At 52.3% G+C, this 13,147-nt stretch carries 10 protein-coding genes and 1 pseudogene; 4 read left to right on the top strand and 7 right to left on the bottom strand.

Annotated features, from left to right (window positions below; all coding sequences use genetic code 11):
* Positions 1-675 precede the first annotated feature (675 nt).
* The gene (locus PPOP_RS17640) at positions 676-2,064 is read left to right on the top strand and encodes a YjiH family protein (RefSeq protein ID WP_006288021.1); all 1,389 of its coding nucleotides are present in this window, start codon (positions 676-678) and stop codon (positions 2,062-2,064) included.
* 347 nt (positions 2,065-2,411) lie between these two features.
* Here PPOP_RS17640 and PPOP_RS17635 read toward each other — a convergent pair whose 3' ends face one another.
* From PPOP_RS17635 to PPOP_RS25235, 4 genes are all read right to left on the bottom strand, one after another.
* Positions 2,412-3,248: a carbohydrate ABC transporter permease gene (locus tag PPOP_RS17635; protein WP_006288020.1), complete on the bottom strand. Its 837-nt coding sequence runs from the start codon at positions 3,246-3,248 to the stop codon at positions 2,412-2,414.
* Positions 3,248-4,123: a carbohydrate ABC transporter permease gene (locus tag PPOP_RS17630; RefSeq protein ID WP_006288019.1), complete on the bottom strand. Its 876-nt coding sequence runs from the start codon at positions 4,121-4,123 to the stop codon at positions 3,248-3,250. The genes PPOP_RS17635 and PPOP_RS17630 overlap by 1 nt, the downstream gene beginning before the upstream one ends.
* Before the next feature lie 149 nt (positions 4,124-4,272).
* Positions 4,273-5,535 carry a sugar ABC transporter substrate-binding protein gene (locus PPOP_RS17625; protein WP_006288018.1) on the bottom strand — a complete coding sequence of 421 codons (1,263 nt, stop codon included), beginning with the start codon at positions 5,533-5,535 and terminating at the stop codon, positions 4,273-4,275.
* A 63-nt stretch (positions 5,536-5,598) separates the two neighbouring features.
* Positions 5,599-5,733, bottom strand: a complete 135-nt coding sequence (locus PPOP_RS25235) for a hypothetical protein (RefSeq protein WP_267879090.1) — start codon at positions 5,731-5,733, stop codon at positions 5,599-5,601.
* A 228-nt stretch (positions 5,734-5,961) separates the two neighbouring features.
* Here PPOP_RS25235 and PPOP_RS17615 point away from each other — a divergent pair, with 228 nt between their 5' ends.
* Positions 5,962-6,843: a C40 family peptidase gene (locus PPOP_RS17615; protein ID WP_006288017.1), complete on the top strand. Its 882-nt coding sequence runs from the start codon at positions 5,962-5,964 to the stop codon at positions 6,841-6,843.
* A 206-nt stretch (positions 6,844-7,049) separates the two neighbouring features.
* Complete coding sequence (locus PPOP_RS17610; protein WP_006288016.1) at positions 7,050-8,108, top strand: tyrosine-protein phosphatase; 1,059 nt, start codon at positions 7,050-7,052, stop codon at positions 8,106-8,108.
* A gap of 144 nt (positions 8,109-8,252) precedes the next feature.
* Here PPOP_RS17610 and PPOP_RS17605 read toward each other — a convergent pair whose 3' ends face one another.
* From PPOP_RS17605 to PPOP_RS17595, 3 genes are all read right to left on the bottom strand, one after another.
* Positions 8,253-8,591 (bottom strand): DsrE family protein, encoded by a 339-nt coding sequence (locus tag PPOP_RS17605; protein ID WP_006288015.1) that lies wholly within the window; start codon positions 8,589-8,591, stop codon positions 8,253-8,255.
* A gap of 129 nt (positions 8,592-8,720) precedes the next feature.
* The gene (locus tag PPOP_RS17600) at positions 8,721-10,385 is read right to left on the bottom strand and encodes a glutamine--tRNA ligase/YqeY domain fusion protein (protein ID WP_006288014.1); all 1,665 of its coding nucleotides are present in this window, start codon (positions 10,383-10,385) and stop codon (positions 8,721-8,723) included.
* A gap of 549 nt (positions 10,386-10,934) precedes the next feature.
* Positions 10,935-12,209 carry an MFS transporter gene (locus PPOP_RS17595; RefSeq protein ID WP_042229802.1) on the bottom strand — a complete coding sequence of 425 codons (1,275 nt, stop codon included), beginning with the start codon at positions 12,207-12,209 and terminating at the stop codon, positions 10,935-10,937.
* Between the two features lie 576 nt (positions 12,210-12,785).
* Here PPOP_RS17595 and PPOP_RS17590 point away from each other — a divergent pair.
* Positions 12,786-13,147, top strand: a pseudogene (locus tag PPOP_RS17590) (sodium:proton antiporter); the annotation flags it as partial.

Genomic DNA, 13,147 nt, shown 5'->3' with positions numbered 1-13,147 from the left:
GCCGCGTGCAAAACTGGGGCCAAATGCTGCTGCAGCTCTCCGTTTTCTTTCCAGAGCGCATCGGCCAGCATCTGCCGTGAGGGTCGATCTCCCTGTCGGGGGAGATTCTCTATAAACGAGTTTACACAAAGTTATTGACAGACCCGCTAAAAAGGTCTTGAAGGACAAAATAAATGGTAAATTCAGCCTAGTGCCCTCCCCCATTCGTTTCATTCGTTTTTTACAAAGGAGCAGACATATGCAACTGAATATAAATAAACTATGTTTTCGTATATTATTTTAATATACAAATATTGTATCCTATCGTCGTTATTTTGCATATCATTCTAATACACAAGGAAGTGCTTATCTATGTCACAAGTCGTAAACATGCGTTATCCGAAAGAATGATTAAAGCGAATTGACGAGTTTAAAGAAAAGAAGGGGTTTACCACTCGTACCCAAACCATCATTTATCTCATTCTTATCTCATTCAATACGCACTCGAACAGTCGGACAATCGAGATAGCAAGTAGCTATCTCTTGTCCGAGACCGATTCATCTCATGACTGAAGTCACGAGTGTTCTCGGCTAATTCTTAAAAATACCAAATCTGCCCTTGGATTTCGACTCTATTTGTAATAAAGTAAAAGATGCTGCATAATTATACCGTAATCCAAGGAGAATTTTTCATATATGGTAGCCAAGAACGACAATGCGCAACGAAAACTTGCGCACACACCGCAATTGAATAGAAAAGGGTTGCTGCATTTCGCTATTCCCTCTTTACTTGGGTTGTTTCTCTTCGTCATTCCCGTTCCGTGGAACGGAGAAGTGACCGTGCCCATCGCCTTCCTGACCAACGCCATCACACAAGGGCTTGCGCCCTGGCTCCCGTCAGCGGTCACGTTCATCATCGTGCTCGCCTGGCTGGGAACCGCTTATACCCGCTGGCTGAAGCCGGTCAAGTTGCTGCATATACCGCTATGGAATACCCTGTTCGACATTTCTCCCTTCTGGTTCGCCGCACGGACGTTGGGGGGAATATTTGCGATACTTACCTTGTTCCGGGTCGGGCCAGAATGGATATGGTCCGAGAGCACGGGAGGCATGCTGCTCTCCGATCTTATCCCTGGCTTGTTGGTTGTATTTTTGCTGGCGGGGCTTCTGCTGCCGCTGCTGGTCGATTTTGGCCTGCTTGAGTTTTGCGGTACACTTATGACCCGGATTATGCGCCCCCTCTTTACTTTGCCGGGACGAGCCTCTATCAATTGTATGGCATCCTGGCTTGGAGATGGCACCATTGGTGTCATGATGACGAGCAAGCAGTATGAATCCGGATACTACACGAAGCGCGAAGCCGCCGTCATCGGCACAACATTTACGGCTGTATCGATCACGTTCAGTTTCATCGTGCTGAGCAATGTCAGGCTAGGGCATCTGTTTCTTCCTTTTTATGCGACGGTAACCTTTGCCGGGATGGCAGCAGCCGTCATCATGCCGCGCATTCCGCCGCTGTCGCGCAAGCCGGACACGTATTCGCCCGGCGCCACGCCTGCGGAAGAAGAAGTCATCCCCACGGCATGGAGCCCTTGGCGTTGGGGGCTGCGCCAAGCCGTCGGCAAGGCGCGCCAGCACGGAGGAGCAGGCTCCTTCCTTCGGGACGGCTGCAGAAACATTATCGACCTGTGGATCGGCGTGATCCCTATTGTGATGGCCATCGGCACACTGGCTGTGGCCATCGCCAAATTCACGCCAGTCTTCAAATGGCTCGGCTGGCCATTCGTTCCGCTGCTGCAGTTGCTCGGTATTCCCGAAGCGGAAGCGGCTTCCCAGACCATTCTTGTCGGATTCGCCGATATGTTCCTGCCTACGGTGCTGGCCTCTGACATCACAAGTGATATGACCCGCTTCGTCATTGCGGCATTATCGGTCACCCAACTTATTTATATGTCTGAGGTCGGCGGATTGCTGCTCGGCTCTAAGCTGCCCGTAAGCTTCAAGGATCTGGTTGTCCTTTTCCTGCTCCGCACCTTGCTTACCTTGCCGATTATCGCGTGCATCGCGCATCTTCTATTTTTATAGAAACTCACCTTCGATATGGCCCTATCTGCGAGATTGCCTCCAAGCTTCTCCATGATTAGGGTCTATTTCTTGGTACTGGGTAGCCCTAGTTCATTTCCCGTATCCCATGTGCAGTCGAAGATTTTCCCGATACCTCGATCTTCATAACCATCTGATAGCTTGACATGGACTTTGGATGGAACCCAACTCCGGTTTATATACGCTCAACTTTGAAGACAGAGGAGAGCTATTGTTTCTTCCATACGAGGAAGGTACAATCAACTCACAAAAGAGATTCCATAAGAACCTGGTGCAATCATCTTCAATTGGAAGTTGCCAAGTTGTTGAACGTATCCAAGCCTGTCCTTCTATTTTACCGCACCTGCAGCAATGCCCTTAATAATATACTTCTGCGCGAAAATATAGAAGAGGACAATCGGGATGATTGTGAGTGTCAGCCCGGCCATCGCCTGATTCCATACGATCGTGAACTCGCCGAAAAAGTAGAAGGTCGACAGCGGAATCGTTCTCAGCCCCTTGTCCGCCAAGGTCAGGGATGGAAGCAAGTAATCGTTCCACAGTGCGATCACGTTAAGAATGGCTACGGTGATCGTAATATTTTTGAGCAGCGGAAATACGATTCTCCAGAATACCCCGAACTTGCTGCAACCATCGATAGTTGCCGCCTCCTCCAGATCGATCGGGATCGACTTGATAAATCCATGATAGAGAAAGACCGCCATTCCCGAGGCGAAGCCTACATTCATGTAGATTAAGCCTTTATGAGTGTTCAGCATCGGAATATGAAGATGGGTCCGAATCCAGTCCATCACCTGCATCAACGGCATCATCAGCGTCTGGAACGGAATGAGCATGGTGGCGACCAAGGTCATGAAAATGACTTTGCTCAGCTTATTGTCGGTGCGAACCAGCATCCAGGCGGTCATCGACGCCAGCACAATGACAAGGACGACAGAGACGACCGTGACATACAACGAATTGCCGAAGGCGGTGAAGAAGTTCATCTTCTCCATGGCTTCTTTATAGTATTGGAAGCTGAATGAAGTCGGAAGAGCGAGCGCGTTCTCATACAGCTCCGCACGGTTTTTGAATGCATTGACCAGCATCAAATAGATCGGTGACAAAAAGAGGAGAGCCAGCAGAAGCAGCAATAGTTCAAGCAGCCATTTGCTCGTATTCTTCATTAGTACTGCACCTCTCTTTTCATTGTCAGGAACACCTGAGTCAAGGTAAAGACCGCCACGACAAGGAAGAAGAGCACGGCCTTCGCTTGTCCGAGACCGTAATTGCCGTAGGCAAAAATCTCGTTGAAAATATTCATCGCGAACATCTCGGTCGCATTGTTCGGGCCGCCGCGCGTTAAGCTCAAGTTCACGTCATAGATTTTGAACGCGCCGGACAACGTCAGGAAGAGGCAGATCGTGAACGCCGGCATGAGCAGCGGAAGCGTAATCTGGGTGAGACGATGCCACCCATTCGCTCCGTCCACCTTCGAGGCTTCAATCAGCTCATCCGGCACCCCCTGAAGCCCGGCAACATAAATAATCATCGTATAGCCGGCAAACTGCCACGTGAACACGACAACCAGGGCGAACAAGGCAAACTGAGAATGGAGAAGCCAGTTGAAGAATACGTTGGCAAGCCCTGTGCTCTCGCCGATATAACCCATCGCATCCGTAAAGATGAACTGCCAGATATAACCTAGAATAAGTCCGCCGATCAGATTCGGCATAAAGAACATCGTACGGGCGAGATTGCGCACTCGCAGCTTCGCGGTAACAAAGATGGAGAAAGCGAGACCGAATACGTTGACGAGCAGCACCGCCACAGTCGTGAACGTCAGCGTGTGCCACGCTGATGCCAGGAATCGTTCATCCTGGAACAGCTGAACATAGTTATCGAGCCCAACGAATACTTTGGGGTTGGCCGGAATGCCATCCCATTGCACCAACGAATAAGCAATACCGAACAGAAACGGTATGACGACGACGGTGGTAAAAATAAAAAGCAGGGGAAGCGTAAATAAGGCAAACCATAGCCGGTCCTTCCGCTTCTTCATGATCCATCCCTTCTTTCCGGTAAAGTTCGAGCCAGCCACCCTATCACGCTGGAACATGATGGCGGGAGCCAGAATAACAAAAGGCCTAACACGGTTATGTATTCAAAACCTACGGGTTAGGCTTTTTGTCTTCAAGCAGGCATATCCGATTATTGGGCCGCTTTGGCCCAGACTTCGTCCAGCTTCTCGAGGAACTGCTCTCCGCTCATCGCCTTATCCAGGAAGAACGCTTGGGCTGCCGGCGCCAGATCGTTGGTAATGATGCCTGCCGGGAAGTAGTTGTACGCCGCTATTAACGTTTCCCCGCTCTGAGTGGCTTCATATACCGCTTGAGACAATGGATCCATTTTTCCTACTTCGATATTCGTCATAGCCGGAATGAACTGAAATTCCTCCACTATCGTTTTCTTGCCTGTCTCGCTGTTGAAGAACCAATCCAGGAAAGCGTTTGCGGCTTTGACTTCATCTGCATCCGCTGTCCCATTTACGACCCAGTAGCTTGCCACGGCTACCGTCAGCTTTTTGTTGCCGTTGATCGGAAGCGGCATCATTCCGATGTTGGAGCCGAAATCGCCGAAGTCCTTCAGCATCGAGAAGCACCAGTTGCCTTGGTGCACCATCGTTGCGAAGCCGCCCATTTGCGTATCGTACTTGATCTCCATCGGATTTTTGGCATAGGTCTTGATGGCATCGAGAAATTTTGCAAATTCCTGGAACTCCTTCGTATCGGCCATCTTCACTTCGCCCTTGTTCAGCTTATTGATGTAGCCGACAGGATCGGGCTGCAAAGCGATCGGCGTATTGATGATATGGCCGATGAGGAAATACGCCTCCTGAGAAAGTGCAAGACCGTTGCTGTTTTCGTCCTTGAACTTTTCCAGCGTCTTGGTGAAAGAAGCCAGGTCCGTCACCTCGGAAGGATCAACGAGATCCTTGTTGTAAACCAGGCCGTAACCCTCCACGCCATACGGAATTCCCATTACCTTGCCGTCCACTTCCAACGCCATATTCGGCGCTACATTCTTCGCATACCCTTCATTGCTCATATCATAGAAGTAAGACTTGAACTTCTCTGCTTCCGTACCTGGGGCCATACTGAAGATGGACGGCCCTTGATTGCTCGTCAGCTTCACCTGCAGCTGCGTCACGTAGTTATCCCCGGCAACGCCCCATACCTCCGCTTCATTCCCCGTTTCCTCTGTATATTTCTGAGCCAATTTCTCTAATTGCCCCGCGATCTCGACCTTGGATTGGAAAATCGTTATCTTCTTCAGCTTCTCCTGCCCTGAAGAATCTGTGGAAGGACTGACATTTTTGCTGTCCGATCTGCTGCCGCAACCTACAAGCGCTGAAATTACGGCGAGCACGGTCAGCAAGCGAAGCGTGTGCGTAAAATATTTTCCCTTACTCATTTGTTACGCCTCCCCGATTAAAATAAATACTTTATAGTTAAGCGTTAACATATCCATCTTAACCTATATTTTGTATTGATGCACTAAAAAATAGGTAAAATAAGCTGTTTTTTTATAAATCTGCACTGCGGACAACGCCCGGCCCCGCTCCTCCGCATAGTGCTCCATCTGCGCTCCAACGTCGGATGCAAGCGCCATCAACCATAGTTCCTCAGACCTAGCAGCTTCCGATGAACACGGCAGCAAGCGCCGATCCGCTCCACACTGACTCTGCACAGCAAAATAAAGCATCTCTCCAGAAAGGTTACATTTTTGTTATAATGATTCCCCTAGCCTATTGTAATCATTTTGTAACCTGTGGTAGGCTAGTTTTGTCGTTTTTTTTAGTAATCCGTTTACATTTCTAACTATGAAGGAGGAGATGCCGTGAAGACCGCCATCCGATCTACCCTTGTGGCTGGTGCCGTATTCGGATGTATGCTGCTGGCAGACAGTGCATGGACTCATACGACTGCCCAAGCCGCCGCGAAGCAGATTACCATCCAAGTGAACGGTGAAGATTTTCAATTTACGAATGATATTTTTCCTATTATAGATGAAGCGCAGAACATGCTTGTTCCTCTGCGCCCTGTAGCCGAGCAATTGGGCTATGATTTGAATTGGCAGGCCGATGGCACAGGCGTGCAGACCATTGAAATGTCGAATGGAACGAATACGATCCGGCTGAAGTCCAACAGCTCCAAGGCCGAGGTGAACGGCAATACGGCAAGTATGAACAGCGCCCCGATATCCTACAAGGACAATACATACGTGCCTTTCCGCTTCCTGTTGGATCAGCTTCAATTGAGCTTTACATGGGATGCGGAACAGATGAAGGACATTCCCCGCATCAATCGGAGTCGGGGAGAGATACAAACCGCCTCGGCCTATCTGGCAGAGAATAAGGCCGCCGCGATCTTGAACACGGCAATCAGCTATCTAGGCGTTCCTTATATATGGGGTGGAACGTCTCCTAGAGGCTTCGACTGCTCCGGCTTTGTGAGCTACGTCTTCCGCTCGCATGGGATCGAGCTTCCGCGCACGTCCGGCGCCATGTACAACTCGTTAGGCGCGAAAGTGACCCGTCTGCAGCCTGGCGATCTCGTATTTTTCGCCGCCAACGGCAAGACGATTTCACATGTTGGTATTTACATTGGTGACAATAAATATATCAACGCTACTTCTGGCTCCGCCGGCAGCGTTGCGATAACCAGCTTGTCTTCCGCCTGGTCCATCCGCACTTACATCGGCGCCAAGCGGGTGCTCTAATCCGATCACCAGGTTTACGACTCCCGGGTGATCACTTGCACGGTGCGGCGAATAACGTGATTAACCGAGAGCACAGGCAGCGTTTACTTTTTCATCGTCAACAAATTTACCCTTATGGGCGGTCGTCGTTCGCTTGATCCCTGCATATCGTATATGATGGAGTCGTAAGCTTCATCATGAATGAGAACGGGAGAGGTGACTTGACAATGCCGACAACATTCAACGCCATGAACCACGCGCCGCTGGAGACCGCCGCCATCCACCGGTCCAAGGCATCCGGCCGGCTCTGCTTCCTGCTTGCCGATGAAGGTGGATGGGGGACGGGCCCCCTGACCTTGTACTCCAGCCCGCGCCCCCAATATGATCCGGAGACGTCCGCCTTGACAGCCACAATAATTCCGGGACAGGAGGTCTCATTCCCCGATCCGATCCCTCGCCGCAGAAGCTACTATCATCTATGCCAAAATGGGCGATATTTGCTGACGACAGCCGAGCGCGTGCTTCCGCTCGCGGGCGTATCCAACTTCCGCGATCTCGGTGGATACCGGACAGCCGAAGGGCGGTATGTCCAGTGGGGCAAGCTGTACCGCTCTCCGGAATTATCGGATCTGACTCCTGACGATCTCGCCTATCTGGATTCACTGCACCTGCGCCAGATCTGCGATCTTCGGGACTGCGACGAAGTGGCGACAATGCCGTCTCCGCCGCTTGCGCCCGCCTTCCATTCCCATATCCCGCTCGTCGAGATGCTGGGCAAGGATGTTATTCGCCAGCCCGGAGACGTATCGGATCCAGGCAGCCGACTGGCAGGCGAGCCGGGGCAACTGCTCGTCGACATGAACCGCTCGCTCGTCCACTCGACGGCGGGAATACGCAGCATCTTCGATCATCTGCTGGCGGAGAACGGTGCTCCATTGCTGTTCCACTGTACAGCAGGCAAGGATCGGACCGGCCTGGTAGCCGCGCTGCTGCTCCTGACGCTGGAGGTTCCGAAGGACACGGTCATGACCGATTATTTGCTGACGAACCGCTATCTTAACACGGGGCTGCTGCGTTCGAAGATGGCTGCCAAGCTGGGCAAGGGAAAGGTCAGCAATGAGGTGCTCGACGCCATCTGGGAGGCAAGGTTGGAATATTTGGAAGCCGCCTTCGCGGAGATCGAGCGGGAATACGGCGAGGTCGGCCGCTTCGTAACCGAATCGCTCGGCTTGTCCGCGGACGACATCGCCGCGCTGAAGGATAAGCTGCTGACGGATAAGCCGTAATCAGCATGCCGCTTCACGCCAACAGCAAAAACCGGGTCCCTCAGGAACCCGGTTCATGCAACGCCTGCAACCAGCAATACGATGTATGGTGCAGCAACTTCACGCTATTCTTGTCTGGCCAGCATAACGGTGCTCGCGGCAAAGTCAGCCTAACGTCAGCACTTCATGCCGGGAGGCGAGCTGGACGAACTCGCCCATGCTTGACATCTTGCCCGCCTCCAGCTCGTCCGCGATGCCGTAATGATCTACGCATGTCTTGCAAGCCAGCACCGGCACTCCCGCCTCGGCCAGATCGGCCAGTTGCAGCGAGGACATGGACCGGGAAGTCAGCGCAAGCACCCCCCGATTCATGCAGAAAATCGCGGCCGGAAACTCTTCCTGCTGCTTCACCAGCGTCAGGAAGGTCTCCAGCACGGACGGGCCCAGCCCGTTCTCTTCGGCGCCGATACAATCCGACGTCAATAGAATGACTTTGTTTCTCATGACAGCCACCCTTTCCTTAAGCGTATCCTTCGACGCTGTGATGAGTACCGCCTAACGTTCCTGCCGCGTGCTTCCACAGCCAGAATTATCTCGCAGTCGGCTCCGATCTACATCTTGCGCCGTTCGAAGTTACTTCTTCGAGAGCTCGAATGAGCTCTTTAACGATACGATAAGATTGAACACGATACGTCCGTTATTCGTATATTTCGGATCCGCATTGAAATAACCGTGGCGGAAAAATTGATATTTGTCATGGCCTGCGACACCCTTCATATTTGGCTCCACGAAGCCCTGCTCCACGACCAGAGAAGCCGGGTTGATCCGATCCAGGAACGTCGTGTCGCCTTCGTCCCCCGTCTCGTCAAGAATAAGCGGCTCATACAGCCGGAATTCCGCCGGAACCGCCTGGGAAGCCTCGACCCAGTGAATCGTTCCCTTCACCTTGCGGCCGGTGAAGCCGCTGCCGCTCTTCGTCTCCGGATCATACGTGCAGCGCACCTCGACGATCTGGCCGTCGCTATCCTTGATCACTTCATTGCACTTGATAAAGTACGCGTGCTTCAAGCGGACTTCATTGCCCGGGAACAGGCGGAAATATTTGCTCGGCGGATTCTCCATGAAGTCGTCCTGCTCGATGTAAATCTCGCGCGAGAACGGAATTTGGCGGATCCCCATCTCCGGATTTTCCGAATTCACTTCCGCGTCCAGCCATTCGATCTTGCCTTCCGGATAGTTCGTAATGACGACCTTCAACGGCTTGAGCACGCCCATCGTACGCGGCGCCTTCAGCTTCAAGTCTTCGCGGATGAAATGATCGAGATACTTGGAATCGACCATGCTGTTCCCCTTCGTCACGCCGATCTCCCGGCAGAACGTCCGAATCGATTCCGGCGTAAAGCCGCGGCGGCGCAGGCCAGAAATGGTCGGCATCCGCGGATCGTCCCAGCCGTCCACGATCCCCTCGTCCACGAGCAGCTTCAGCTTCCGCTTGCTCATGACCGTATTCGTCATATTGAGACGCGCGAATTCATATTGATGGGGCGTTGCCTCCATCTCGCATTGCTGCACAACCCAGTCATACAGCGGACGCTGATCCTCGAACTCCAGCGTGCAGATGGAATGGGTAATCCCTTCGATCGCATCCTCCAGCGGATGGGCGAACGCGTACATCGGGTAAATGCACCATTTGTCGCCGGTGTTATGATGCGTCGCATGCGCAATGCGATAAATAACCGGATCGCGGAGATTGATATTCGGGGAGGCCATGTCGATCTTGGCGCGCAGCACCTTATCCCCATTTTTGAATTCGCCGTTCTTCATCCGCTCGAATAAGTCCAGATTTTCCTCGATCGAGCGATCGCGGTACGGGCTGTTCTTCCCTGGTTCAGTCAGCGTGCCCCGCATCTCCCGCATCTCGTCGGCGCTCAGATCGCAGACGAAGGCTTTGCCCTTCTTAATCAGCAGCACAGCGCGCTTATACATCTCGTCAAAATAATCGGAGGCGAAGTAGAGCCCGTCCCAGTCGAAGCCGAGCCAGCGGACATCCTCCTTGATCGATTCGACGAATTCCGTATCTTCCTTGAGCGGGTTCGTGTCATCGAAGCGGAGATGCGCCCGGCCCTTGAACTCCTTGGCCAGCTCGAAATTCAGACAAATCGACTTCGCATGACCGATATGCAAATATCCGTTCGGCTCGGGCGGGAACCGGGTCACGATCTTCTCCACCCGGCCTTCTCCCAGTTCATTCTCAATCCTATTGCGAATAAAATTCGATGTAGTATTAGAGTTCTCCACCAGCAATCAACCTTTCTCTCTAGCGCTTTGTCTATTAATATAACATATCACGGGTGGACTTCAACTGTAATCGGCCGGGAGCCCATTCTCGATGAGCACGGGCGGAATCATTAGACGAGCATATCGTACAGCGGCTCATAATCTTCGGTATGCCCCAGCTCGATGCCGACCAGGGCGAAGCCGTCATCCTTGTTATGCTTCTTGTTCTATTCGAACCGGGCAATGTCATCGTTCGGTCCAAGTACATCGGATAAAATCAGATCGCGCTGCAAAGGCGTCCGTACAATGAATTCCTTTTAACACATGGTAGGACCGACGATATGCTCCATCGTCACGGCTGTTGCAGGATGAGTCGTCTCCATGACATATTCCTCGCTTTCGGTCGGTATACCGCCTAGTGTTGGGCAATTGGCAGCAAAATAAAAAACTCGCCCCAAAAACGGGACGAGAGTTATCGTGGTACCCCCCTTGTTCCGCGAAAATCCGGATTCACTCCCGACACTCGACTTCTACGGTTTTGTTCATCGTCCATAAGACACGGACATTCGGTCACTCCTGGCCAGCCGGAGCCTTCGCCGGCTGTACAGGCTCCGGCGTCTTCTTCAAGCGGAGAATCGGCAGCATGACGGCAATCCCGAACAGAAACAGAACCGCAGAGATCTCATACATGGTCGTAATGGAAGTCACCTGTTTAATCCATCCGGAGATCGACATCATGATGACCGTTGCCCCCATGAACAACGGCGTCAATATGCCGTTGACCCGACCGATAAAGGACCCTTCCGTATTTTGCAGAATCATCGTGTTGATGCCGATCTGAATCGAGGGGAGCATCAAACCACTGATGAACTGTGCCACGAGCGTAAGCCACAATTGGGTCGACATGCCCGTCATCAGAATTCCGATGCTGCTGAACAGCATGCCGATCGCCAGCATATGCTGCGGCAGCAGCCGCTTCGATATCCCCATCGCGATGGAACCGCCGATCATCATCGCCACGCCATTCGTCATCATCAGATAACTCAAATTCTCCTTCGGCAAGCCAAGACGCTCCGTCACGAGGAAAGCCCCCATAGGCTGAATGATCCCGATCGCCAGCCCCGCGAAGGCGAAGCAGCCGCCAAGCGACTTCAGCAGCTTGCTTTTCATCACATAGCGCAAGCCGGCTCTAAGCTCATCCCATACCCGGGAATCCTGCTTCTTCACTTCATCCTCCTGATAATCGCCAGGCAGGAACGTCAAGGCGACCGCCGACAACATGAAGGCCACTCCGGTAAGGACCAGTGATGTCGTAATCCCATATTGCTGAAAGATCATCGTGCCGATGGCCGGACCGAGTACCATGAACAGGGCTACCATCGTCTGGAAGATGGACATTCCCGCCTGCATCATCTCGGCCGGAACATGCTGCTTGAACAGCTTCATGGAAGAAGGCTGCGAGAATTGCGACAGAATGGCCGAAATAAAGGTCGTGAAAAAGACGGCCTGCCACGATCCAAGCAGGATGGTTATCAAGACCGTGAACACGGACAAGGCACTCAATATATCACACCATATCATGGTACGCTTCGGGCGCCAACGATCGGCGAAGGCTCCCCCGATGAACGAAAAGACGAAGATCGGAGCGTATTCCGCTACCGATATCATCGAAACCGCGAAGGCATCCCCGTTCGTCATCTCCATGACGAACAGCAGCACTGCGAAGTTGCGGATCCAGATGCCGACCTGCATGAACAATCCCGCCGTCATGATAGCTTGCACGAATCGGTTCCGGAACAGGCTGAATGCCGACTCGTTCTTCTTGTTAGTTGGTGCAGAATTCATGTGCATTTCCTCCACTCTATCCTCAAATGTAGGTAGATCCTCTTTGAAATTTTTCTGAAATTTTCTGGTTTCTTCTTTCAGAACTCAAATAATGTACTATATCATCACCACGTGTACAATCTTTTTTTCAATAAATCCATATGTAAATATTGATAATTTGACCAGTGTTACGCCCCACTCCCGTTAAGCCGTTCCGAAGCAAGGAATTCGGCCGCGACTTATCGCTACAGCACCGCTTCCGCACGAACTCCAACCCTTAATTCAGTGTACCGGAAAAGCGGGAAAGACTGCATCCGCAACGAGCAGGAACTCCTCCTGCGTCCCGGAAATGAACCGCGCTCGTCCCGGGATAGATAGCCTCTCCGGCTCGAGCCGGCCCTGTCCTTATTTCGTTGGGTTGCCGGTTGCTGCGTTGGACCCGGCTTGCAGAACACTATAGTAAGGACAAAAGGCGGGTGGGAGAACAAGAATAGGAGCGGAATGTCATAAAATGGATGACAACAAATGTTATACATTACTCTAGTAACGTGGTAATGTATTAATTAATTATTATCATCAAGTGAGGTTGATCTTTACATGAATGCGGTGCTACTCTCTCTCGCGGTATTATTCGGACTAAGCCTGCTGCGGGTGCATGTCATCCTCGCCCTGCTCGTGTCCACCATCATCGGCGGATGGGCCGGGGGGATGCCGATCTCGAACACGATCGCAACCTTCTCCGAAGGGCTGAAGGACAACGCCGGCATCGCGCTAAGCTATGCCTTGCTTGGCGCGTTCGCCGCCGGGCTGGCCGAGACGGGGCTGCCCGAACAGTTGGTGCGGCGGGCGGTGCGGCTCGTCCAAAGCCGATCGGACAGCGGACCGGTACGCGCCTCCGTCCGGTACGGCGTATTGGCCGCGATCACCGGCATCGCCTGCCTGTCCCAAAATGCGGTGCC

This window comes from Paenibacillus popilliae ATCC 14706 (assembly GCF_000315235.1).
Classification (GTDB): Bacteria; Bacillota; Bacilli; order Paenibacillales; family Paenibacillaceae; genus Paenibacillus_B; species Paenibacillus_B popilliae.
Note: the sequence above shows the minus strand (reverse complement) of the source record. Positions and strands in the feature narration are given on the sequence as shown.